The sequence below is a fragment of the Halorubrum ejinorense genome (assembly GCF_055389685.1).
Window position 1 is genome coordinate 637912 of sequence record NZ_AP043777.1, and the last position, 22385, is coordinate 660296.

The window sequence follows — 22385 nt, forward strand, 5'->3', positions numbered from 1 at the left end:
ACTCATCGGGGTACCGGTCGCCCTCGGCGACGACGGGAGGTGCGGCTACTCGAACTCGGCGACGAACGCGTCGGTCGCCTCCCGCCAGGCCGAGACGATCCTGTCGTACGTCGGGTCCGCGTCCCACGGTTCGATCGCGTCGTCGGCCTCGAGCCGCGCGACGGTCCGCCGCACGCCCGCCTCCCAGGAGACGGTCTGTCGGAAGCCGAGGTCGCGTTCCGCCTTCCGCGTGTCGAACACCGTCGAGAACCGGAAGTGGTCCACCAGCGGCGACACCCGGTCGGGGACCGCCGCGCGAAGGGCGTCGGTCGGCACGTGGACGAGGTCCGGTTCCGGGGCGTCGAGGGCGGCCGCCGCGCGCCGGTGGTACTGGTTCCAGGTCAACGGGTCGGTCGCCGTCACGTGGTACGCCTCGCCGACGGCCTCGTGGTTCCCGATCGCCGCGACGAAGGCGGCGGCCACGTCGTCGCGGTGACAGGGCCCCCAGACCGAGGTGCCGTCCCCGTGGACTACGATCGGCTTGCCCTTCCTGAGGCGGTCGACGTACGCCGCGCTGGAGAGCGTGTCGATGAGGCCGCCCCCCTCGCCGTAGGTGTGCCAGGGCCGGATGACCGTCGCCGGGAAGCCGTCGCTCCGGTAGGCGTCGAACAGGCGGTCCTCGCAGGCCGCCTTGTCCGCGCCGTACTCGCTGACCGGCGGCTCCCGGGCGGCCCGCTCCCGGATCGGCATCGTCTCGACCGGCCGGTGGTACACGTCGACGGTGCTGCAGAAGACGTACTGGTCGACGTGGCCGGCGAACACCTCGATGGCCGTCTCGACGTCCGCGGGGTCGAAGCCGACCATGTCTATCACGCACCCCAACGAGACCGCGTCGCGGGCCCGTTCCAGCGCGTCGCGGTCGGTCCGGTCGCCCGTAACGTGATCGACCGACTCCGGGAGGCCCGCGTCGGTCCGTCCGCGAGTGAACACCGTCACGTCGTGGCCCGCGGCGGTCGCCTGCCGCGTGATCGCCGTGCTGATGAGCCCCGTGCCGCCGATGATGAGTACGTTCACGTTCCCCCGTGGACCGCGAACCGTTTAGCTGTACGGCCCCCCGAGGTGCGTAAAGCCTTTCACCCGGTTTCGCATGGTACTCTCTAACCCGTGACGAAGTACACCGTTGCCGTCATCGGCGCAGGCCCGGACCCGGAGAACCCGTCCGTCGACGGGTACGCGATGGGGTATCGACACGCGGAGGGGTTCGAGAACGACGACCGGTGTTCGGTCGTCGGCGTCGCCGACATCGTCCCGGAGAACGGGGCCGCGTTCGCCGACGCGTTCGACCTCCCCGAGTCGGCCGTCTACGAGGCGTCCGAGCGGATGCTCGCCGAGTTGGACCCCGACCTCGTGACGGTCGCGGTGCCGCCCGCGGTCCACCGCGACGTGGTCGTCGGCTGCGCCCGCAGCGACACCGTCGCGGCGATCCACTGCGAGAAGCCGATGGCGACCTCGTGGAACGACGCGCGGGCGATGGTCCAGGAGTGTCGGCGGAACGACGTTCAGCTGACGTTCAACCGCCAGCGACGGTTCGGCAAGCCGTTCGTCGAGGCGAAGCGGCTCCTCGACGAGGGCGAGATCGGCGACCTGCGACGGGTCGAGATCACCTGGGGCGACTTCTACGACACCGGCGCGCACACGATCGACCTAGCGGGGATGTTCAACGACGAACGCGCCGCGGAGTGGGTGCTGGCCGCGCTCGACTACCGGGACGAGGACGTGCGGTTCGGGACGCACCAGGAGAACCAGATGTGGGCCCAGTGGCGCTACGAGAACGGCGTCTACGGCGTGCTCTCGGGCGGCGAGGGGAGCGACCTCGCCAACGCCTCGCTCGTGCTCCGCGGCACCGACGGCGAGATCCGCATCGACGTCGACGACGGGCCGATGCTGGCCGTCTCGCACGGCGGGGACCGCGAGGCGGTCGACGTCGACGGCGAGACGATGCACGCCACGGGCTCCGAGACCGACCGCTACGGCTCCGGGTTCCAGGACCGGGCGGTCGCCGAGGTCGTCGACGCGCTCGAAGACGGTCGAGAACCGTCGCTCAGCGGCCGGATCGGCCTCAACACCGCCGAGATCGTGTTCGCCGGGTACGAGTCGGTCCGCCGGACCGGCCGGGTCGACCTGCCCGCGGACGGCGCCGACCACCCGCTGGAGGCGATGGTGGCGTCGGGTCGGCTGTCGCCGTCGCCGCCGGACGAGTAGCGGGCCGAGGGCGGTCCCGGACGCGTCGCGTGACCGGGGACGCCCCCGAGCGACCGCTCGTCGCCTACTCGTGGCCGATGATCGGCTGCGGCTCGTACGGCTCCTCGAGGTACTCCACGTCTGACTCGGAGAGGTCGATCTCGACCGCCTCGGCGGCCTCTTCGAGGTGTTCGACGCTCGTCGTGCCGACGATGGGGGCGGTCACCCAGTCCTCGTGAAGCAGCCAGGCGAGCGATAGCTGCGCCATCGAGACGCCGCGGTCGTCGGCGAGCTCTTGGACTCGCTCGTTTATCTCGCGCCCGCCGCCGGCCCCGTACTCCGGCGTCGGGTTGTGGTGGTTCGCCGGATCGCCGCGCGCGGTCGCCTGTAGCTCGTCGTGCGGCCGGGTGAGGTATCCCTGCCCCAGCGGCCCCCACGGGATGACGCCGATGTCCTCCTTCTCACAGAGCGGCAGCATCTCCCGCTCCTCCTCGCGATACGCCAGGTGGTAGTGGTTTTGCATCGTCTGGAACCGCTCTAACCCGTTCGCCCGCGCGGTCTCTTGGGCCCTCGCGAGCTGGTAAGCCCACATCGAGGAGGCGCCGAGGTGTCGCACGTCGCCGCGACGGACGGCGTCGTCGAGCGTCCGAAGCGTCTCCTCGATAGGCGTGTCCTCGTCCCAGCGGTGGATCTGGAGGAGGTCGACGGTGTCCATCCCGAGCCGGTCCAGCGAGTCGGCGAGCTCCTGTTCTATCGCCTTCCGCGAGAGCCCGCTCCGGTTTAGCCCCTCCTCGACCGGGAAGAACGCCTTCGTGGCGACGACCTGCTCCGCCCGGTCGCGCTCGTCGAGCGCCCGGCCGAGGATCTCCTCGCTCTCACCCGCGGAGTAGGCGTTCGCCGTGTCGAAGAAGTTGATCCCCAGCTCGACGGCCCGGTCGATGATCTCTCTGGACTCCGCCTCGTCGAGCATCCACGGCTCTTCGCCGCCGAAGCTCATACAGCCCAGTCCGATGCGACTCACTTCCGTTCCGGTCGCTCCGAGCGTCGTGTACTCCACGCCTCGGCGTCTCGTCGCCGCCGGCAAAAAACTGCTGCCGGCGCGCTCGGTCGCGTTAAGTTAAGCAGAAACGCAAGATGGCGAGGGTATTCGCCGGGTTCGGGAAAGCCAATTTATAAACTCAAAATAGGTAGTAACTCTGTGAGAAACAGGATCTGCCTTCTCACTTCTCCTTCCCGTTGATCTACAGAACACGATCCGCTACAACATTCTAGAACACATGAGTAAAATCGCATGACGGCAGCCATGTTGTTACTAAGTTAACGCGACAGCGCGCTCAGGGCGCGTCGAAGTCGGGGCCCGGGACGGCCGACTCGGTGCGCCAGCTGTGGCTCGGCGCCCAGTCGAGCCGCTCCGCGGACTTGGCCGTCGAGAACGCCGACGCGTCGCCCGAGAGCGCACACGGCTCGGGAACTTCGCCCAGAAGCGCCGCGAACAGCTCGGTCGTCTCCTCCCCGAGATAGTTCTCCCTCGCGTGGCAGTGGAAGGGCTCGTGCCCGTCGACGGGCACCTCCAGGGTGCGCGCGATCTGGTCGGCGAGGTCGCGGACGTCGACGTACGACCAGTAGTTCCCGGGGCCGCCGCCGACCGCCGCCGACGGATTCGCCGCCAGGGCGTCGAGGTCGAACGCCTCCCGGATCTCGGTGACGAAGTACTCGCCGGGATACTGGACCCACGAGGGGCGGATCGAGGCGACGGAGATCCCGTCCCGTCGAACGACGGCCTTCGCCGTCTCCTCGCCGCTGACCTTCGAGAGGCCGTACGGGTCCGCGGGGCGCAGCGGATGCGTCTCCTCGATCGGCAGGGCGTCCGGGGCCCGCGCCGACTCGGCGAAGGGGAACCCGTACGCCGACTCGCTGGAGGTCCACGTCACGTCCGCGCCGATCCGCCCGGCCGCGTTCAACACGTTGTACGTGCTCAACACGTTGTTGCGGTAGACGCGCTCGCCGGCGTGGTTCAGCGGGTCGGGGATCGCCGCGAGGTGGACGACCGCGTCGGGGTCGACCGCCGCGATGAGGTCCGTCGTCTCCCCGGCGTCGACGAGGTCGACCGCGCGGAAGTCCACTTCCTCCGGCGGCGTCCCCACCGGGAGCTCGCGGTCGACGGCGACGATGTCGTACGATTCCTCCGTGAGCCGATCGACCACCCAGCGCCCGGCGCCGCCGAGCGCGCCGGTCACGACGAGCGTCTGTGGCTTCGCGTCCATACGAGTCCTCTCGCTGACGCGGAAAAAAAGGTACCGCTGCGGGCGACTCAGTCCTCGACGGGCCGGCTGTCCCAGTACTCATGGTCCGGCTCGTTACGGAAGCAGGCGCTCTGGTGACCGCCCGGCTCGCCGCGCAGCTCCGGGGTCTCCTCGCGGCAGACGTCCCGCGCCTCCGGACAGCGCGTGTGGAAGCGACAGCCGCTCGGCGGGTTGACCGGGTCGGGAATGTCGATCTTGCGTACCGGCGGCTCGCCGGCGCCGCCGGCGTCGAGCGCTAGGCTCGGCGTCGCCCACCGGAGGACGTTCGTGTACGGGTGACCCGGATCCTCGATGAGCTCCTCCGCCGGGCCGACCTCGACGATCTCCCCGAGGTACATCACGCCGACGCGGCCGTCGCCGTGCTCGGCGAAGTACCGCGCGTTCGACAGGTCGTGCGAGATGAACACGAACGAGGTGTCGAAATCGTCCTGGAGGTCCAGCATGAGGTCCATCATCTCGACGCGGAGGGAGACGTCTAAGGCGCTTATCGCCTCGTCCGCGAGGATGAGGTCCGGGTTCATCAACAGCGCGCGCGACAGCGCGACGCGCTGTTTCTCCCCGCCGCTGAGCTGGTGGGGGTACCGGTCGGCGAAGTCCGCGGCCGGGTTCATCCCGACGCGTTCGAGCAGCGAGTAGATGCGCTCGCGGCGCTCGTTGACCCCGACGTTCGGGTGCGTCAGCTTGATCGGCTGCGAGAGGATCTCGACAATCTTCTGGTTCGGATTCAGCGAACTGCCCGGGTCCTGGTGGATGATCTGCAGGGACGAGCGGATCTCGTCGAACGGGATCTCCACGTCGCCGACGCCGTCTTTGGCCGCCCAGATGTCCTGTCCGCGGTACCGGACGCTCCCGCCCGTGGGGCGCTGGAGGCCGATCGTCGTCTTCCCGAGCGTCGACTTGCCGCACCCGCTCTCGCCCACCAGCGCGAGCACGTCGTTCTCCTCGATGTCCAGCGAGATGCCGTCGACGGCCCTGACGGTGTCCGGCTCCTCGAAGAACTCGAAGAGGCCCTGTTCCTTCTCGAAGTGGACCTCCACGCCGTCGAGCGACACGAGCGGTTCGTCGTCCCGCCCGGCGGCGGCGGACGAGCCGAACGCGTCCGACCGGCTCATGTTCCCCCCTCCGAGCCGCCGCTCGCGGCACCGTCCTCGGCGGTCTCGAAGTTTAACGTGATTCGCTCTCGGGCCTCCTCCCAGCGGTGACAGGCCGTTCGGTGGTTCTCACCCGTCTTGTAGAACTCGGGGTCGACCTCGCGGCACTCGTCCGTGGCGAGCGGACAGCGCGGCGCGTACGAACAGCCGGCCGGGACGTTGACCGGCGCCGGGCTCTGCCCCTCGATGGGTCGCATCTCCTCTAACGGCGCGTCGAGGTTCGGCGTCGAGTTGAGCAGCGCGCGCGTGTACGGGTGTCCGGAGTTCCCGATGAGCTGGTCGCGCGGCGCCACCTCGATGAGGTCGAACGCGTACATCACGGCCATCCGGTCGGCCAGCGCGGCCACCAGCGGCAGGTCGTGCGTGATGAACACCATCGTCAGGTCGTACTTCCGCTGGAGCTCCTCCAACAGCGTGAGGATCGACCGCTGCATCAGCAGGTCGAGCGCCGCCGTCGGCTCGTCCATCACGAGGACGTCGGGTTCGAGCACGAGCGAGAGCGCGATCAGCGCCCGCTGTGTCATCCCGCCCGACAGCTCGTGGGGATACGAGTCGAGCACGCGCTCGGGATCGAGATACAGGTCGGACAACAGCTCCCGGGCGAACTCCATTCCCTCGGACACGCGCGCGTCGTGGGCCTTCAGCGTCTCTTCGAAGTGCCCGCCGATCTTCATCGTGGGGTTGAACGAACTCATCGCGCCCTGGAACACCATCGCGACCTCCTCCCAGCGGAACTGGCGCAGCTCCTCGTCGCTGAGTTCGAGCACGTCGACGGTCGTTCCATCGGGGCGGTGATAAAGCACTTCGCCCGACAGCTGGCCCGGGTCGGGGATCGCGTCGAGCATCGCCGAGGCGAGCATCGACTTCCCGCTGCCGCTCTCCCCGACCACCCCGACGACCTCGTTGCGCTCGACGGAGAGGCTGACGTCGTCCAAGACGAACGACTCGCCGCCGTCGTAGGTGACCTTGGCGTTGTTCAGCTCGATTATCGGGTCGCTTTCGCCCGTCGGGTCGTCGTACCGTCCGTCGGCCGTCGTGTGTGATGCCATTCAGAATACCTCCGTCACGGTGTCGTCGTCGTCGTCGGCGACTGTCGATTTCGACTCGCCGGCCATCCGCGTCCGGACGCGGGGGTTGAACACGCGGTCCAGCCCCTGTCCGAGCAGGATGAGGCCGAGCGAGAGCCCCATGATCGCGACCATCGGGGCCAACAGCCAGTGGGCCGCCTGCCACGAGAACAGCGCCCCGTTGCTGTACGCGAAGTTGAGCGTCACGCCCCAGTTCTGCGCCGAGTAGGGCAAGACTCCGAGGAAGTAGAGCCCGACCGATGCGAACATGACGTAGCGCGCGGCGAACACGAAGTTGACCGTGATGTACGGCATCAGGTTCGGGATGATGTCCTTGACGATGATACGCGGCGTGCTGATCCCCATCGTCCGCGACGCCTCGACGTAGTTGTTCTCGCGGATCGTGAGCACCTGCGAGCGGAGCGACCGTCCGAGCCCGGCCCAGTAGCTGATGTTGATGATGACGCCGAGGACCACCGGGTTCTCCGGATTTAGCGTCACCGCCAGGATGATGACGAGCGGCAGCCCCGGAATCGCCATCACCAGGTCGGAAAACGACATCAGTCCGCGGTCCACGCTGCCGCCCTTGTAGCCGGCGACCGTGCCGATGACGACGGCAATCAGGGTCGCCCAGACCGCGCCGGCGGTGATCAGGATGAGGATGGTCGGCGTCGAGTGGATAATAAGCGCCATGAGGTCGACCCCCGACTGGGTCGTTCCCAGCGGATAACTCATGTCGGCGAACGGCCCGAGGAGCCGCGGCGCCTGACTCGTCGACGGCTCCCGCCAGAGGCCGAGCACCGCGACGAGCGCCATGAGGACGTAGCCGCCGATGATCAACAGGCCGAACCGGGTCCGCCAGTCGGACCACGCGACGAGCGCCGGCGTCCGCACCCGCGCCTCGTACGTCTCCTTGAGCCGTTCCCGCCTCGTCACGTCGGGCGACGAGGCGCTGTCGCCCCGCCAGTCGACGGCCGTGCTATCGGTCTCAGTAGGCTTCATCTGACTCACCTGCGCTGATCCGCGGGTCGATCCGGCTGTACGTCAGGTCGGCGACGAACACGCCGATCACGAGCGCCACGGTGATCACGAGGAACGTCCCCATCATCAGCGGGTAGTCGTTCGCGTTCAGCGCCGTGATCATGTAGTAGCCCAGCCCGGTGTACGAGAAGATCTGCTCTAAGATGACGGTCCCGCCGAGGCGGAAGCCGAGCAGCAGCAGGAACCCCGTGTACAGCGGGAGGATGGCGTTCCGCGCGACGTATCGGGTCGCGATACGCCCGTCGGAGAGGCCGCGCAGCCGCGCCACCTGAACGTAGTCGTTACCGAGCACCTGGATGCTGTTGCCCCGCATCGCGAGCGCCTGCCCGCCGGCGGCGCCGAGCGTGTACGAGACGATCGGCAGGATGCTGTGTTTCAGCGCGCTGACGACGAACGGGACGCTGAGGCTCCGGTCGACGCTGTTGCTGATCGTCCCCGCGGTCGGCAGCCAGCCGAACTGGTAGGCGAACACGTACAACAGGAGGACGGCCACCACGTAGAACGGCAGCGACATCATCGAGATGGAGACGCCGGTGACCACCTGGTCGAACCGGCCGCCCTCCCAGTACGCCTGTAGCGAGCCGAGGAAGATGCCCACGACGAACACGAGGATCGTCGAGACGAGGACGACGAACACCGTCCACGGCGCCGCCTTCGCCAGCACCGACACCACCGGCTCGCCGAGCGAGATCGACTCGCCCAGGTTGCCCTGTACCAGCGCGGTCATGTAATCGATATACTGCATCCACAGCGGCTCGTCCGGGCGGATGTTCTGGAGGTTCGCGATCCGGGCGTCGACCTCGTCGGCCGGGACCCCCTGCCGCAGCAACTGCGCCCGCAACAGCGTGAACGGACCGCCCGGGAGGAGCCGGACCAGACCGAACGTCAGCGACGCTACGAGGAAGATCGTGACGAACACCCTGGCGGTCCGCCGCACGTAGTAGTTGACCATTGCGTACTATGTGCCGTCGGATTACTCCGTCGCGCTCAGCTTCCCCTGCTTCGGGAGCCAGTGCGACGGCCACTTGACGCCGCGGGCCGGGTCGTCCGGGCCGACGACGTCCCAGTCGGCGTCGGTGAGCCACGACTGGTCGACCTTCCCGACCAGGCTCAACACCGGGATGTTCTGGTTGTGATGCCACGCGACGCGCTGGATCGTCTCCCGCGCCGCCGCCTCGTCTTGGGTCGTGGCGACCGTCTTGATCTCCTCGAGGGGGTCGATCGTCATCTCGCCGGAGCCGTCCATCGCGGGCACCGTCTTCTCACCCTCGGTGAACCCGTGCCCGCCGCTGATGTCCGGGATCTTCATCTGCCAGCGCAGCGGGAAGTACGGGAACGACGAGCGCGCGCCGCCGGGCAGCCAGTAGAGCGCGCCCATCGTGAAGTTCGACTCGATGTACCTGCTGAAGAAGTCGCCGATCGGGAGCGAGTTGATGTCGAAGTCGAAGCCGAAAGAGTTGAGCTGGTCGACGACGGTGTTCGTCGCCGTCGTCCAGTCGGTCCAGCCGGCCGGGGTGAGGTACTCGCCGCCGAGCGCGTTGCCGTCGCCGTCGCGCCACTTGCCGTCGGACTTCGAGTAGCCGGCCTCGCGGAGCAGCGAGGCGGCCTCCTCCGTCTGGGAGGCGTCCATGCCGTAGCTCTCGAAGCTGTCGAAGCGGTCGCCCAGCCGCGTCTCCTGGTCGGCCGGCGCGATACCGGTGACCTTCGGCGCCGGGTCCTTCGTCCGCGGCCCGGCGTTTTCGGCGACCTGCTGGCGGTTGATCACGTGCGCGACCGCCTGCCGCACCTCTCGCTTCCCGAAGTGCTCGTCGTTGTGGTTGAAGAGGGCGCCGTACCCCCACTTCGCCGGCAGTTGGACCTCTTCGACGCGGTCCGGGAAGTTCGCGACGGTCGTCGGCGGCGTGAACAGGCTCGTGACCACGTCGAGTTCGCCGCCCAAGAGCCCCTGCTGGAGCGCGGTGTTGTCGGTCCGCGTGAGCAGCTCGTACGTGCTGAAGTTCACGTTGTCCGCGGAGTGGAAGCTCTCGTTCCGCGTGAGCGTCCACCCCTGGTCGCGCTTCTCCTCGAAGTTGAACGGGCCGTTCCCGTGGATGTCCTCCTCCCACTTGAACTCCTGAACGGCCGAGGCGTCCTGGTCGACGAACTCCTCGTACACCGGCCCGTACGCGTGGATCCGGAGGTCGCCGTTCGCCAGCGTGTGCTTGATGATCTCCGGGTTCGTCGGCTCGGCGAGGTTCAGGACGACGGTCTTGTCGTCGCCGCCCTGCTCGACGCTCTCGACGTAGTCCCAGAGCGCGGAGCCGGTCTTCTCCATCAGGCGGAACTGCCGGATGACGTCGCTCGCCGTCACGTCGTCGCCCGTGTCCCAGGTGAGGTCGTCGCGCAGGGTGAGCGTGACTGCCGTCTCCTCGAACGACCACTCGTCGAGCCCCGCGAGCTCGAACTCCTTCGTCGAGAAGTTGTACGCGGCGAAGCGCTCGAAGATGTGGTTGCCGGCGATCCAGTCGTAGTTCTGGGTCCCCATCGGGTTCACGTGGAGGTTCGACGGCACGCCGTTGTTCGTGGCGCCGACGAGCGCGGTGTCGATCACGCCCGACCCGTCGCCGCCGTCGCTCCCGTCGCTCCCGTCGCCGCCGTTACTCCCGCTCCCACTGCCGCCGCCACCGCCGTCGTCACCGCCCGCGCAACCCGCGAGCGCCGCTGCCCCCGAGGCGCCCGCCGTGGCGACGAACTGCCGCCGGCTGACAATATCGCTATAGTCGTCGTTGGGATTTGCCATGTAACGGTTATCACGTTCTGTCATCTGTTATTAAATGTTATGGTAAATGGACTATCATGGACAATCTAGATCGCGTGCGGGCCCGCGATCCTGCCGACCAGAACCGAGATCTCTCGGTAGGACGCCCGAGCGTGACCGCGACAAAAGAATTAACCTGAGACACTCGTTACCACGGATGATGCCTTCAGACGAGAGTCGAGACATTCCGCGTCGTGCGTTCGTCCGTACCGCGGTGGCGATCGGCGGCAGCAGCGCCCTTTCCGCGTGCCTCGAGGCGGAGCGCGGCCGGCTCGGCGAGGCGCCGGGCTCGACCGACGGGGCCCCGGCCGACGCCGATCCGACGTTCCCGCGTGGGGATCCGAGTGCCGTTCCGGACGGCCAGCACCGCTGGGGGGAGTTCCTCGTCCGCGACGCGCACGGTAACACGGTCCCCCCGCAGCAGCTCGTCGGGATCGGGATGCGCTACGAGGGGTCGACGCCGCCGACGGACGCCGAGCGGGAGACTGTCGAGGAGGCGCTCCGAACGCTCGAACGAGCCTTCCAGTGGGGCACCGGAGGCGATGATGGCGCGCCGTTCCACCGCGGACTGCTCTTCATGCTCGGATACGCCCCGGCCTACTTCGACGCGGTCGGCGACGTCCCCGCGGGGCTCTCGACCCCGGAGTCAGTCCTCGAAGCCGTCGGCGAGGACCCGGCCCGCGCGGACGAGTACGACGCGGTGCTGATACTGACGAGCGACATCGGCTCGATCCTCCTCGCCGCGGAGGAGGCGCTGTTCGGCGAGCTCGACGAGCTCAACGGCCTCCCGGTCGAGTCGACGTTCGAGGGGGTGTTCTCGAAGGCCGGCCGCCACGTCGGCTACGTCGGCAAGGGGCTGCCGGCCGACAAGCTCGACCACGACGACGTTCCCGAGGACGCCCCGCTGTCGATGGGGTACAAGTCCGGATTCCGCGACAACCTCCCGAGCGAGGACCGCGTCACCATCGACGAGGGGCCGATGGCCGGCGGGACGACGATCGCCTCCTCGACGCTCCGGATCGACCTCGACCGCTGGTACGACCAGGGGCAGGCGGAACGGACCGCCGAGATGTTCTGTCCGGCGCACGACCCCGACGACGTCGGCGACACCGGCGACAAGCTCGGCGGCGACAGCGGCGTCACCGAGTCGCACGTCGAAGACATCGACGCCCACGCCGAGGAGTACGACCGCGTCGGCCACACCCAGAAGGTTGCCCGGGCCCGTGACGACGACTTCGAACCGCGCATCCTCCGGCGGACCGAGGGCGTCGCCGACACGGTCCGCGACGGCGCGGGGTTCCAGTTCAACGCGATCCAGGAGACGATGGCCGACTTCGTCGAGACGCGGAAGACGATGAACGTCGACGAGTACGACCACGACGTGCCCGCCGAAGACCACGGCATCACCGATTACCTAGAGACGCTCCGGCGCGGCAGCTACCTCGCCCCGCCCCGCGAGAAGCGCGCGCTCCCGGTGGTCTGAGATGCGACGAGGCCTGCGCGTCGGCGCCGTCTGTCTGTTCGTCCTCCTCGCCGGTTGCTCCGCCGCCGGGGTGTTCGCGACCGGAGGCGACGACCCGGCGACGGAGCCGCCGCGGATCCAGTTCGAGGACGCCACGGCGGAGGCGGGACTGGCGTACGAGGCGAGCGGCGGCGGCGTCGGCAACGGGAACTCCGGCGTGTACGTCGCCGACGTCGACCGCGACTCGTGGCCGGACGTCCTCGCTGTCGGCGGGGCCGAGCCGGCGCTGTTCGTGAACCGGAACGGGACGTTCTCGCGGCGGGGCTCGTTCCCGTCCGTCGACGGGGCAGTGAAGAGCGCCTCGTTCGTCGACGTCGAGGGGGACGGCTGGCCGGACCTCCTCCTCTTCGGCCGCGACGGGACGGTCCACGCCTTCGACAACGACCGCGGCACGTTCGAGCCGACCGACTACGGGCTCGGTACCCTCACGTACCCGCTCGGCGCGGCGGCCGCCGACTACGACGGCGACGGCGACACCGACCTCTTCGTCTACCAGTCGGGGTCGTGGCGCGAGGGGAAGCCCGCGGGCTACTTCAGCCCGAACGCCAGCATCGACGTCGACAACGGGAACCCGAACTACCTCTACGAGAACGTCGGCGGCGCCTACGAGCGCGTCCGGACCGACGATATCGAGGGGGCGCGCTGGAGTTTGGCGGCGAGTTTCGCCGACCTGACCGGGGACGGTCGTCCCGACATCCACGTCGCTAACGACTACAACAACGACACAATCTACGTGAACCGGGGTGGCGGGGGGTTCGAGCGGCGGTCGCTCGGCGGCTCGACGGCCCGCAACGGGATGGCGTCAGAGGTCGCCGACGTGACCGGCGACGGCCGGCCGGATGTGTTCGTCTCGAACATCTGGTTCCCCGACCTCGAAGCGAACATGGAGCCTGAGCGGTACGAGCGACTGAAACGCCTGCTCGATTACGTCATTCACTCGAGTCGGACCGAGGGGAACACCCTCCTCGTCAACCGCGGCGGCGGGGAGTTCACCGACCGCGCCGACGGTCTCGGTGTCCGCCGCGGCGGGTGGGGCTGGGCCGCGAGCATGACCGACTTCGACAACGACGGCGACCGCGACCTCGTCCACACGACCCAGCGGGTCATCAGGGTCGACCGCGAGGATCCGGTGTACACGCACCCGATGGTGTTCCAGTCCAACCGGAGCGTCGCGGGCGACGATGGGGCGTACGAGCGCGTCGAAAAGGAGACGAACGGAATGCGCGAGACCGACGGCCGGGGACTCGCCACGCTCGATTACGACCGCGACGGCGAACAGGAGCTCGTCGTCGCGACGTACGACGCCGAGTTCGTCGTCTACGACAACGCCGCGGTCGACGACCGGAACGGCCTCCAGTTCCGCGTCGTCGACGAGCGCGGCGCGACGGCGCTCGGCGCCGAAGTCACCGTGACGGCCGACGGAGAGCAGGTGGTCCGTCACACCTCGAACACCGACTTCCTCTCGCAGGACTCCCGGGTCGAACACGTCGGGGTCGGCGCCGGCGAGACGGTGTCGCTCCGCGTCGTCTGGCCGGACGGGACCGAGCGGCGCTTCGAGGACGTCAGCGCCGACCAGCGGCTGCGGATCACGAAGTCGGGGATCGTCGTCGTTTCCGGCGATTCGACCGCCTGATGGGGTTTTCCCGCCATCAAAAATTATAAACCAACTTGGTTACCCTCTATGCGTATGCAGTCAAGCAGCGAGCAACCCCTTTACAGAGACGAGACTGCCACTCTCTCGAACCGGGTCGAGGACCTCCTCGACCGGATGACGCTCGAAGAGAAGGCGGGCCAGCTCGTCGGCACGTGGGCCGGCCAACTCAGCGAGTTCAAAACGGTCGACGACGCCGCCGACGAGATCCGCGACCACCACCTCGGCGCGGTCGCGTCGTTCGGCTGGGGCGGCGCGGCGGACATGCGCCTGGACGACATCGTCGAGAACGTCAACCGGCTCCAGGAGGTCGCTCTCTCGGAGACGCGTCTCGGCATTCCACTGCTGTTCAACGTCGACGCCGTCCACGGCCACGCGTACGTCGCCGAGGGGACGGCGTTTCCGAACGGCCTCGGCGTCGGGGCGACTTGGGACGCGGAGGCGGCGGAGCGTGCCGCCGACGTCACGGCGACGGAAGTGCGGCGGTCCGGCGCGCACCAGAACTACTCCCCGACGTGTGACGTCGCCCGCGAACCGCGCTGGGGCCGCGCCTTCGAGACGTTCGGCGAGAGCCCGTACCTCTGCGGGAAACTGGCGGCCGCGAAGGTCCGCGGGTATCAGGGCGAGGGGATCGAAGACTCATCGTCCGTCATCGCGACGGCCAAGCACTTCCCGGCGTACAGCGAACCGGCCCGCGGCGAGGACGCCGCGCCGGTCGAAGTGTCCGAGTACGTGCTGCGGAACGTGTTCCTCCCGTCGTTCCTCGACGCGCTCGACGAGGGGGTCGAGTCGGTGATGCCCTGCTACAACGCCGTCGACGGCGAGCCGGCGCACGGGTCGCGGCGGTACCTCACCGACCTGCTCCGCGGGACGCTCGGCTTCGACGGGACCGTCGTCTCGGACTGGAACGGCGTCCGGATGCTCCACGACGACCACAAGATCACGGCCGACCACCGCGGCTCCGTTCGGCAGACGCGCGACGCCGGCCTCGACATCGCCTCGGTCGACGCCGTCGACCATGCCGAGCACCTCGTCGAACTCGTCGAGGAGGGCGAACTGGCCGAGTCGGCCCTCGACGAGAGCGTCGGGCGCGTGCTCGAACAGAAGTTCCGGCTCGGACTCTTCGAGGACGCCTTCGTCGACCCCGCTGAGGCGCGCGACGTGGTCGGCGCGGCGCCGCACCGAGAGGCCTCTCTCGAGGCGGCCCGGGAGTCGATGACGCTGTTGAAAAACGACGACCTGCTGCCGCTCGACGACGACGCCGACGTGCTGGTCGCTGGTCCGAACGCTGATGCCCCGGTCCACCAGCTCGGTGGCTGGAGCGTTCCCGATCCCGAGGGGACGGACATCGTCACCGTCCGTGACGGGGTAGAAGCGGTCACCGACGGCGACGTCGCATACGAACAGGGTGCGACGATGAACGACGAGCTCGACGTCGATGCGGCCGTCGACGCGGCCGCGGACGCCGACGTGGCGGTCGTCGCCGTGGGCGAGCCGTGGTACCTCCACGAGTTCGGGCCGACGGCCGACACCGGCACCGAACCGGACGAGTTCCCCAACCGGCACTCGCTTAGCCTCCCGGACGCGCAACGCGACCTCGTCGAGGCGATCCACGAGACGGGGACCCCCGTCGTCGGCGTGTTGATTACCGGTCGACCGCTCATCGTCGACTGGATGGCCGACAACGTGCCGGCGCTGCTCATGGCGTACTACCCCGGGACGATGGGCGGCCGGGCCGTCGCCGAGACGCTGTTCGGCGAGAACGACCCCGGCGGCCGGCTCCCGATCACCATCCCGAAGTCCGAGGGCCACCTGCCCGCCCGTTTCAACCACTTCCCGCACCCGACGCCGATCGGACAGGACGAACACCCCTCGTCGTACGACCCGCTGTTCGAGTTCGGCCACGGGCTCAGCTACGCCGAGTTCGAGTACGGACAGGTTACGCTGGCGGACTCCATCGTCGGCCCGCACGAGACGACGACGGTGGAGGTTCCGGTCGAGAACGTGAGCGACCGCGCCGGGACGGACGTCGTCCAGGTGTACGTCACCGACCACGCCAGCCCGACGGTGACGCCGGTCCGCGAGCTCCGCGGATTCGAGCGCGTCTCGCTCGAGGCCGGAGAGCGCGACTCGGTGTCCGTCGAACTCGACGCGGCGTCGCTCGGTCGGGTCGACGCCGAGGGCGTGCGACAGACCGCCGCCGGCGACTACTCGGTCCGCGTCGGTGAACAGACGGTCGGACTGCGCGTCGAGACGACCTACGACTGATCGACGCCGTCGAAGGAGATCGCTTCGAGCGTTATCTTCTGCGCTTCGATGTCCTCGAAGACGGCCCCCCAGCCGCCGATCGAGAGCTCCTCCGTCTCCGCGTCGAGCCAGACGACGGAGTACGTCGAGAGCCGCTCCAGCGACGGGCTGTGGTTGACGAATATGTCCGGGTAGTAGATGTTCGCGACCGTCCCGGTGACCGTCCGGAACTCCCGCGTCTCGACGTCGAGGCCGTCGATGGTCACCGCTACCGTCGCGCCGCCGTGATACACGTCGCTGATGTCGCGGATGAACTCCTTGAGGCTGATGTACGTCTTCGGAAGCCGCTGGTTCGACGACAGCGGCTCCCACGAGTACCAGAGACAGGTCTGGAAGTACCAGTGGTTGATAAACGAGAGGATGTTGTCGTTGATCAAGATCCCGTAGCTCTCCCCGGCGCGCGAGTTCGGCGCAAAGTAGGTCCGGCTCCGGTCGAGAACGGCGAGAAACGGGCCCGGAATCTTGACGACGCGCATCTCTAGGTTCGGCGCCGAGAGGTCCCACTCCTCGCTCCGCGCGGCCAGGTCCGGCTCGTAGTACACCGCGACGTGAATGACCACGTCCCGGTCGGCGGCCGCCTTCAGGTCCGTCCGCAGCGACTCGAACTGCTCGGCGGTCAACGCGACCTCGACGGCGACCTCGGCTTCCCGGATCTGCGTCCGGACGTGTTCGAGTACCGTCTCGGTGTGTTTGACGACGCCGACGCGGTGTTCGTTGAGGTCCGGCTGCTCCCAGCGGTCCTCGAGCTCCTCGGCGGCGTCGGTGAAGAGCTCCCCGCGCTCGCGCAGGTGCGTGAGGAGGTTGACGGGGTCCGACGGCTCCGCGTGAAGCCGGTCCTGATCGATGGTCTCGACGAACCCCTTCCCCTCCAGTGACCGAAGGGTCTCGTACACCTGTGAGGTCGGCACGCTGGACTTTTTGGCGACGTCGACGGCGGGGAGTCGTCCGTGGTCGACGAGCGTCAGATACGCCTCGGCCTCGTACCCAGTCAGGTCGGCGTTTTCCAGCGCTCGCTTGAGCGTGTCCCGGTCCATGGCTCACTCCTCGTGCCCCCGGTATGAATTTCTATCGCACGACACGACAGATATGTTCGAATACGTACGTGAAGTAGCGAGCTGTGTACCCGAATACAGAAATAAAAGTTGATAAATAGATTAGAACGCGTAATAACCTATAAAAGTGTTTCAGAGCCGTCTTGAACCGACTTTTAATTCACACGAGGCTCAAAAGATATCTAAATTGACTATTATTAGATCAGTATGTAGCGGCCGAACAAATATCTTTCACGGCAGGTTTCCCCGCTCGTTCGGTCACAGCGCCGGACCCGCGGGCGACCGGTCGTCGATTGTTGACCGCGCACCGATCTACGTACCATAACAAACGTAACGTTGTTATTTTGAAGCTGTGGCCGAGCCCCAGCGCCGGTTCGACCTTCGTGCCCGACCCTCGAACCGAGAGCGCCGTCGACCTCTCTCACGTGACTCGTTCCGCATCGTATAGGAGCTATCTTATCAGATTTTACTATTACTAGACTTTCCGACTTATTTCACTGTAGACACACGGATCGACCGTTCGTCGAGCGAACGGCCTCGTCTGAAAAATGAGCGTAAACTGCTTAAAAGCGTTTAAAACAGACAAGTAGGCCTGAGAGTCTGTATATTCTACGTTGCGCGCGCGCAGCTCTCGGCGATCCCGATCGGACCTGCGTCCACCCAAACTTGTATCGACAAACCTCGAAAAACCGGCCGCTTATGAGCTTTTATAGCAAATAGCGAGAAAGACAACCCGAGATTCGCCACAATCGTCTTTCGAATAGCTTCGAACGTGATTTTATATCAGAATAAAAGGGAATAATTACTCTAATCAGTTCGCAAGAACGTTTGTGTCGCACAGAAACAGTTCCTCGCCCGCGTCCGTGACTAGCGTTCCCTGAAATCCGTCGTGTTGCGAGTGGGAATCGTCGGATTGCGGCCGATCCGTCGGACATACTTCAACAGAGTGCGGTTCAGTCACTCCGGCGCGGCGAGCGACCGCAGTACATTCAATGTGTATGAATGATCTGTCAAGCCAGAATCAACGTCACCGACGAACGCGAGTTCCAACTTGAGAACGGGACCGGGGTCTCGGCGAAAAGTCCCGACGACGATTCTCCGATGAGCGTGGTGATCGACGCCCCGCTCGCGCATCTGATCCATCCACAGGAGAACATCTGCGAGGCTTGCGACGAGATCGATCCGGTGACGATCCAGCAGTTCAATATTTAAGTGGTTGGCTTACGGTACCGAACAGCAATCCAGAGTCGGCGGCGGTGACATGGTTTTAATCTCGCTTAACAAGGGAGATAGAACTCTATGAAAAGAGGGTTCCGCTTAATAAGATAGTCAGCCGCCGGGGCTGATCGACTACGGCGTGGTTACGTTGAACGAACGGAGAACCGATTCCTCTCCGTTCGGCCCAGTTGCGATCACGTTGTAATCCCCTTGAGAGCTGACCGTGACGCTAGCCCCAGTGCTGTTTATCGGAAGAGTCCCCGTGTAAGACGAAACCCGGTCACCAGTGGTTGAATTCACAATATCAACACTTTCAGCCGTTCCAGTATTAGTGAGCGTTACAGTAGCACTTCCTGTTCCATCCCCATCGACAGTCACGCCGGCCGTGGCCGATCCACCGATCTGATCACCGAGTCCGAGCACGAACGTCCCGATGACGGCGGCCAGAATGACGGTGATTGCGACCATCAGTATGACTCCGATTACCGGACTCACACCGCGGTCATCGTTGTTGAATAGGTTGCCTGGTTTCATAGTTGAACCCAGCAGGGTCCGATGAGCGCGATCCCGGATTAGTCGCGGGTCACGTCTCTCGGGTCGCTGGCTACTGAAGGGTAGGCAGATCCTGTATAAATACTTGATGGCCCACCTCTCACTCGTGAAAATTAGTCCGGCACGTTCAAGCTGTAAGTGTCCATTACTCAAGGTATGAGCCCCACGGCCCCAGCCCTCGCCCGGACGTACAGCGACCGGGAGTACCCGGACCCATGGGAGAAGGTCCTCGACTACCGACGCGTTCGGGAGTACGCGGCCGAGCACCCGGCCCACGGTCGCACTCGCGTCGGGAACACGCTCGACCTCCCGCCGAGTCGCGTGCGCGGGTGGCTAAAGGGCGGCATGCCCGACCCGGTCCGCGGCATTCAGACCGGCCTCAACCACGGCTGGCTCGATCCCGACCCGGCAGGCGAGACCGCGGCCGCGCTCGTCGACCTCCTCGCGCACGTCCTCGCCGGTGGCAGTATCAAGACCCAGACGTACGTCCCGTCGGTGACCGTGGGGCGGCGCCTCGAGACCGACGACGTCCGAGCGGTCTTCGACCGAGTCGGCGTCGAGACGGCCGTCCGCCGGGCCGACGACGACGGCCGTGCGACCGAGGTGGTACCGGAGTGTGACGGCTCGGTCCTCGGTCGGTGTCTCGTCGCGATGGGTGCCCCGACGGGCGAGAAGGTGGGCCTCGACGCCTTCCCGTCCGTCGCGTGGGACGTGCCGGAGTCGGCACGGGCGTCGTTCGCCCGGATCTACCTCGACCACCGAGCGACGGCGTTCGCCGGCAAGCGAACGATGGTCATCCGAGAGGACCGACCGTCGGCGTATCTGGAGGGGCTTCGCGACTTCTTGGCTGCCGTCACCGGTGGCCCGGTGACCGTCGGCAACGGGAACGTGACCGTTTCGGCGGACGCCGTCCGCGAGTTCTGTCCCGCGTAGCGATCCGAGCTCGCCGGCCTGGTATCGACCGTCGGCGTCACCCGTGGAACCGGTACAGCGACGTGACGTACGGCAGCCGGTTGAGCATCCAGACCGCGACCGGGAGCCCCACGACGGTGATCGCGAGGAACGACGCCACGTTCGCCCACAGCAGGCTCAGCCACCAGCCGACGAAGACGAAGTAGACCGCCCGGACGGCGAGCGAGCGCTGTCCTCGCGCCGAATCGGGCTCGGAAAGCGACCGCGGCTCCGCGAGGGTGAGTACCGTCGGGACGAGGTTGATCAGCTTGATCCCGACCGGGAGCAGGACGACGGTGACGTTGAGCAGCCACGCGGTGTTGACGACGATCGGCGTTACCCACCAGCCGACGAACACGAACCACAGCGCGCGAACCGGGAGGGATCGTTGTGTCATGACTCCCGGTAGATCCCCCGGTGATAAACCCGTATCGCCGATCCCGCGGCCCCCGAATCGACCACATAACCGGCGTACAGACATGAACGGGCCGCTTTCGCGGCGACCGGGCGGAACCGATCCGTTCGTCGTGAGCCGCTCAGTGACCGGACGCGGTGACGCATCCGCAGAGGTACTCGCTCGGTGCCGAACAGCAGTGACTCACACCGGAACACGCTCGATCGCCGGTCGAAACGTCCGAGAACCGGACGAACGGACCAGTCCGTCCGGACGGATGAGGGTAGTCGACCGGATCGGTCTGTGGTCGACCGACGGACGTGATTGGGATCAGAACTAAGCCGAACTCCGCCGAACGCTCTCTATGTCCCTCCGACGCAACCTCTACACGGCCGCGTTTATCGGCGGATCGTTATCGTACATCTTCAACGTCCTCGCGTTCACGGGCGCGTTCGACGTATTCCGCTGGTTCGTGTTCGCCGCCGCCTTCCTCGGGTTCACGTACGCATTCGAGCAGTTCATCGGTTGGCAGACCGACTCGGCGTGAACGACCCCCCTCGCGAACGCCACGCTCGCGGCGCCGCCCGACTGCGCACGACCGTGGCGAAACCCGAGACAATCTCCGGGATAATTCTCAACAGCAATACTTGGAGGGGATACGTTTTTGACACGTCTTTGAATTCACACTTACAGTGGCCCGATACATGAATCAGGGAGATCCGCCCGGTCGTGAACGGCGCACTGGCGTCCGTTCGAACGCGGCCGCTCGGTCAGGCGATCCTAGTCGTTCACAGCCAGCTACCCCCCGACAGACCGCGGTCCGGTCCGAACGAACCCGATGAGAGTGGAGGTCGACGCGCTCGGACGGTTCAATCGGCTCGCTCACGAGGGATCGGAACGAGCGGCTCGCGCGCTCGGTCAACTGACGGGCGTCGAGCCGGCCGTCGAAGCGACGAGCATCGACCTGCTCCGTCAAAGCGACATCGTCGCCGACTTTCGAAACGAGGACTTGATCGGGGTCGCGACCGAGTTCTCAGGCGGCATCACCGGTACTGCGCTGCTCGTGTTCAACCGCGCCGGCGCGAGGACGCTCGTGAAGAGCCTCCCCGGAGACACGGACGCCGAGACGAACGTGGAGCCGCGACTGACCGAAGTCGGGAACATACTGTTGAGCGGCTTCATCGACGGCTGGGCCGACCGCCTGCGACGCACCATCGATCAGGACCCCCCGACGTGTCTCACCGGGAGCGGGACGGAGATACTCCCGGAGCGAACGCCGTCGGACGGAACGCCCGGGCAGGTTACGACGGTCACCAGCGTCTTCGAGACGTCGGCCTTGGCCGTCGAGACGTCGGCGTACTCCTTCTTGGAGCGGGAGTCGTTCGAGTCCGCTCTCGTCGAGGAGTTCACCGACCGGTCGACCCCGGTTCCGTTGGATAAGCTACAGCTCTTCAGCCGGATGGCCGCCGTGGGCGGAGCGACGGCCGGCGACAACATCACCATGATGACCGGCATCGACACGACGGTCGACATCAGCCGGATGAGATTTCTCAGGGTCGAGCACCTCTCCGCGAAACTCGGCGACGACCGGCAAGTGGGCGTCGCGGTCGAACTCACCGGGCTGCCGAGCGGATACGTGCTGGTCCTCTTCGACGAACCGTCCGCCAAGACGGTCGCGGAGGCCATGGGCACCGGTCCCGTCGGTGGATCCTTCGGATCGATGCATCGGAGTGCGATCGAAGAGATCTGTAACGTCATGATCAGCGGGTTCGTCGACGGCTGGGCGAACGTGCTCGGCACCTCCAACCAACACACCCCGCCGGAGTTCGTCCACGACTTCGCGTCGGCGCTCGTCGACCCGATAATGGTCGACCTCGCGACCGAACAGGAGTACGCGTTCGTCTTCGATACCGTCGTTCAAACGTCTGAAGAGGCAGTCAGCTGCCAGATTTACGCCCTCCCCGAAGAACGGGAACTCCAGCGAGCACTCGAACGGCTGTCGCCTGACGAGCTCTCTGCGGACATCGTGTCGCGGATGCGCGCCGATCCGGACTCCGTTTTCGGCGGCGATGTGTAAGGCGAGCTCCGTTCTCGACACCGCCGCCACCTCAGCGTCCGCGGCGGACGCTCCGCCACGCTCTTGACCGCCACGGGCGAAG

General features: G+C 66.6%; 19 protein-coding genes. 8 read left to right on the forward strand and 11 right to left on the reverse strand.

Annotation, left to right across the window (positions count from 1 at the left end; translation table 11 throughout):
- Positions 1-45: 45 nt before the first annotated feature.
- Positions 46-1053 carry an NAD-dependent epimerase/dehydratase family protein gene (locus ACZ5KW_RS04175; RefSeq protein ID WP_343776184.1) on the reverse strand — a complete coding sequence of 336 codons (1008 nt, stop codon included), beginning with the start codon at positions 1051-1053 and terminating at the stop codon, positions 46-48.
- 90 nt (positions 1054-1143) lie between these two features.
- Here ACZ5KW_RS04175 and ACZ5KW_RS04180 point away from each other — a divergent pair, with 90 nt between their 5' ends.
- Entirely contained in the window at positions 1144-2241 is a 1098-nt protein-coding gene (locus ACZ5KW_RS04180) for a Gfo/Idh/MocA family protein (RefSeq protein WP_343776182.1), read from the forward strand.
- 64 nt (positions 2242-2305) lie between these two features.
- Here ACZ5KW_RS04180 and ACZ5KW_RS04185 read toward each other — a convergent pair whose 3' ends face one another.
- The 7 genes from ACZ5KW_RS04185 to ACZ5KW_RS04215 form a co-directional block, all read right to left on the reverse strand.
- The gene (locus ACZ5KW_RS04185; protein ID WP_343776181.1) at positions 2306-3277 is read right to left on the reverse strand and encodes an aldo/keto reductase; all 972 of its coding nucleotides are present in this window, start codon (positions 3275-3277) and stop codon (positions 2306-2308) included.
- A 277-nt stretch (positions 3278-3554) separates the two neighbouring features.
- Positions 3555-4484, reverse strand: coding sequence for an NAD-dependent epimerase/dehydratase family protein (locus tag ACZ5KW_RS04190; RefSeq protein WP_343776179.1), 930 nt, complete (start codon positions 4482-4484; stop codon positions 3555-3557).
- Between the two features lie 47 nt (positions 4485-4531).
- Positions 4532-5635 (reverse strand): oligopeptide/dipeptide ABC transporter ATP-binding protein, encoded by a 1104-nt coding sequence (locus ACZ5KW_RS04195; protein WP_343776178.1) that lies wholly within the window; start codon positions 5633-5635, stop codon positions 4532-4534.
- The gene (locus tag ACZ5KW_RS04200) at positions 5632-6723 is read right to left on the reverse strand and encodes an ABC transporter ATP-binding protein (protein WP_343776176.1); all 1092 of its coding nucleotides are present in this window, start codon (positions 6721-6723) and stop codon (positions 5632-5634) included. The genes ACZ5KW_RS04195 and ACZ5KW_RS04200 overlap by 4 nt, the downstream gene beginning before the upstream one ends.
- On the reverse strand, positions 6724-7743 hold the full coding sequence (locus tag ACZ5KW_RS04205; protein ID WP_343776174.1) for an ABC transporter permease: 1020 nt from the start codon (positions 7741-7743) through the stop codon (positions 6724-6726).
- The gene (locus ACZ5KW_RS04210) at positions 7730-8734 is read right to left on the reverse strand and encodes an ABC transporter permease (protein ID WP_343776172.1); all 1005 of its coding nucleotides are present in this window, start codon (positions 8732-8734) and stop codon (positions 7730-7732) included. The genes ACZ5KW_RS04205 and ACZ5KW_RS04210 overlap by 14 nt, the downstream gene beginning before the upstream one ends.
- Before the next feature lie 21 nt (positions 8735-8755).
- Entirely contained in the window at positions 8756-10561 is a 1806-nt protein-coding gene (locus ACZ5KW_RS04215; RefSeq protein WP_343776170.1) for an ABC transporter substrate-binding protein, read from the reverse strand.
- Between the two features lie 178 nt (positions 10562-10739).
- Between ACZ5KW_RS04215 and ACZ5KW_RS04220 the strand changes: the two genes are divergently transcribed.
- From ACZ5KW_RS04220 to ACZ5KW_RS04230, 3 genes are read left to right on the forward strand one after another with little or no spacing between them, the layout of a single operon-like run.
- On the forward strand, positions 10740-12062 hold the full coding sequence (locus ACZ5KW_RS04220; protein WP_343776169.1) for a DUF7405 family protein: 1323 nt from the start codon (positions 10740-10742) through the stop codon (positions 12060-12062).
- Between the two features lies 1 nt (position 12063).
- On the forward strand, positions 12064-13734 hold the full coding sequence (locus tag ACZ5KW_RS04225) for a CRTAC1 family protein (RefSeq protein WP_343776168.1): 1671 nt from the start codon (positions 12064-12066) through the stop codon (positions 13732-13734).
- A gap of 54 nt (positions 13735-13788) precedes the next feature.
- Positions 13789-16020 (forward strand): glycoside hydrolase family 3 N-terminal domain-containing protein, encoded by a 2232-nt coding sequence (locus ACZ5KW_RS04230; RefSeq protein WP_343776166.1) that lies wholly within the window; start codon positions 13789-13791, stop codon positions 16018-16020.
- Here ACZ5KW_RS04230 and ACZ5KW_RS04235 read toward each other — a convergent pair.
- Positions 16011-17093, reverse strand: a complete 1083-nt coding sequence (locus ACZ5KW_RS04235; protein ID WP_343776164.1) for a TrmB family transcriptional regulator — start codon at positions 17091-17093, stop codon at positions 16011-16013. The two genes, ACZ5KW_RS04230 and ACZ5KW_RS04235, sit on opposite strands and share 10 nt — an antisense overlap.
- Before the next feature lie 1020 nt (positions 17094-18113).
- Here ACZ5KW_RS04235 and ACZ5KW_RS04240 point away from each other — a divergent pair.
- Positions 18114-18323, forward strand: coding sequence for a DUF7386 family protein (locus ACZ5KW_RS04240; RefSeq protein WP_343776162.1), 210 nt, complete (start codon positions 18114-18116; stop codon positions 18321-18323).
- Positions 18324-18461: 138 nt separating this feature from the next.
- On the opposite strand, the gene ACZ5KW_RS04245 is transcribed toward ACZ5KW_RS04240, so the two are convergent.
- Positions 18462-18797 (reverse strand): type IV pilin domain-containing protein, encoded by a 336-nt coding sequence (locus ACZ5KW_RS04245; protein ID WP_371152136.1) that lies wholly within the window; start codon positions 18795-18797, stop codon positions 18462-18464.
- A 240-nt stretch (positions 18798-19037) separates the two neighbouring features.
- Between ACZ5KW_RS04245 and ACZ5KW_RS04250 the strand changes: the two genes are divergently transcribed.
- Positions 19038-19814, forward strand: coding sequence for a hypothetical protein (locus tag ACZ5KW_RS04250; RefSeq protein WP_343776158.1), 777 nt, complete (start codon positions 19038-19040; stop codon positions 19812-19814).
- A gap of 37 nt (positions 19815-19851) precedes the next feature.
- On the opposite strand, the gene ACZ5KW_RS04255 is transcribed toward ACZ5KW_RS04250, so the two are convergent.
- Positions 19852-20229: a YccF domain-containing protein gene (locus ACZ5KW_RS04255; RefSeq protein ID WP_343776156.1), complete on the reverse strand. Its 378-nt coding sequence runs from the start codon at positions 20227-20229 to the stop codon at positions 19852-19854.
- Positions 20230-20590: 361 nt separating this feature from the next.
- Here ACZ5KW_RS04255 and ACZ5KW_RS04260 point away from each other — a divergent pair, with 361 nt between their 5' ends.
- Positions 20591-20773 (forward strand): hypothetical protein, encoded by a 183-nt coding sequence (locus tag ACZ5KW_RS04260; protein WP_343776154.1) that lies wholly within the window; start codon positions 20591-20593, stop codon positions 20771-20773.
- A gap of 291 nt (positions 20774-21064) precedes the next feature.
- The gene (locus ACZ5KW_RS04265) at positions 21065-22303 is read left to right on the forward strand and encodes a chemotaxis protein CheC (RefSeq protein ID WP_343776152.1); all 1239 of its coding nucleotides are present in this window, start codon (positions 21065-21067) and stop codon (positions 22301-22303) included.
- The last annotated feature ends 82 nt before the right edge of the window (positions 22304-22385 follow it).

What these genes read in the sequence shown, in the direction of transcription:
- ACZ5KW_RS04190 (WP_343776179.1), bottom strand. Translation starts at nt 4,484, where the DNA reads ATGGACGCGAAGCCACAGACGCTCGTCGTGACCGGCGCGCTCGGCGGC.
- ACZ5KW_RS04195 (WP_343776178.1), bottom strand. Translation starts at nt 5,635, where the DNA reads ATGAGCCGGTCGGACGCGTTCGGCTCGTCCGCCGCCGCCGGGCGGGAC.
- ACZ5KW_RS04200 (WP_343776176.1), bottom strand. Translation starts at nt 6,723, where the DNA reads ATGGCATCACACACGACGGCCGACGGACGGTACGACGACCCGACGGGC.
- ACZ5KW_RS04205 (WP_343776174.1), bottom strand. Translation starts at nt 7,743, where the DNA reads ATGAAGCCTACTGAGACCGATAGCACGGCCGTCGACTGGCGGGGCGAC.
- ACZ5KW_RS04210 (WP_343776172.1), bottom strand. Translation starts at nt 8,734, where the DNA reads ATGGTCAACTACTACGTGCGGCGGACCGCCAGGGTGTTCGTCACGATC.
- ACZ5KW_RS04215 (WP_343776170.1), bottom strand. Translation starts at nt 10,561, where the DNA reads ATGGCAAATCCCAACGACGACTATAGCGATATTGTCAGCCGGCGGCAG.
- ACZ5KW_RS04220 (WP_343776169.1), top strand. Translation starts at nt 10,740, where the DNA reads ATGCCTTCAGACGAGAGTCGAGACATTCCGCGTCGTGCGTTCGTCCGT.
- ACZ5KW_RS04225 (WP_343776168.1), top strand. Translation starts at nt 12,064, where the DNA reads ATGCGACGAGGCCTGCGCGTCGGCGCCGTCTGTCTGTTCGTCCTCCTC.
- ACZ5KW_RS04230 (WP_343776166.1), top strand. Translation starts at nt 13,789, where the DNA reads ATGCAGTCAAGCAGCGAGCAACCCCTTTACAGAGACGAGACTGCCACT.
- ACZ5KW_RS04235 (WP_343776164.1), bottom strand. Translation starts at nt 17,093, where the DNA reads ATGGACCGGGACACGCTCAAGCGAGCGCTGGAAAACGCCGACCTGACT.
- ACZ5KW_RS04240 (WP_343776162.1), top strand. Translation starts at nt 18,114, where the DNA reads ATGATCTGTCAAGCCAGAATCAACGTCACCGACGAACGCGAGTTCCAA.
- ACZ5KW_RS04245 (WP_371152136.1), bottom strand. Translation starts at nt 18,797, where the DNA reads ATGGTCGCAATCACCGTCATTCTGGCCGCCGTCATCGGGACGTTCGTG.
- ACZ5KW_RS04250 (WP_343776158.1), top strand. Translation starts at nt 19,038, where the DNA reads ATGAGCCCCACGGCCCCAGCCCTCGCCCGGACGTACAGCGACCGGGAG.
- ACZ5KW_RS04255 (WP_343776156.1), bottom strand. Translation starts at nt 20,229, where the DNA reads ATGACACAACGATCCCTCCCGGTTCGCGCGCTGTGGTTCGTGTTCGTC.
- ACZ5KW_RS04260 (WP_343776154.1), top strand. Translation starts at nt 20,591, where the DNA reads ATGTCCCTCCGACGCAACCTCTACACGGCCGCGTTTATCGGCGGATCG.
- ACZ5KW_RS04265 (WP_343776152.1), top strand. Translation starts at nt 21,065, where the DNA reads ATGAGAGTGGAGGTCGACGCGCTCGGACGGTTCAATCGGCTCGCTCAC.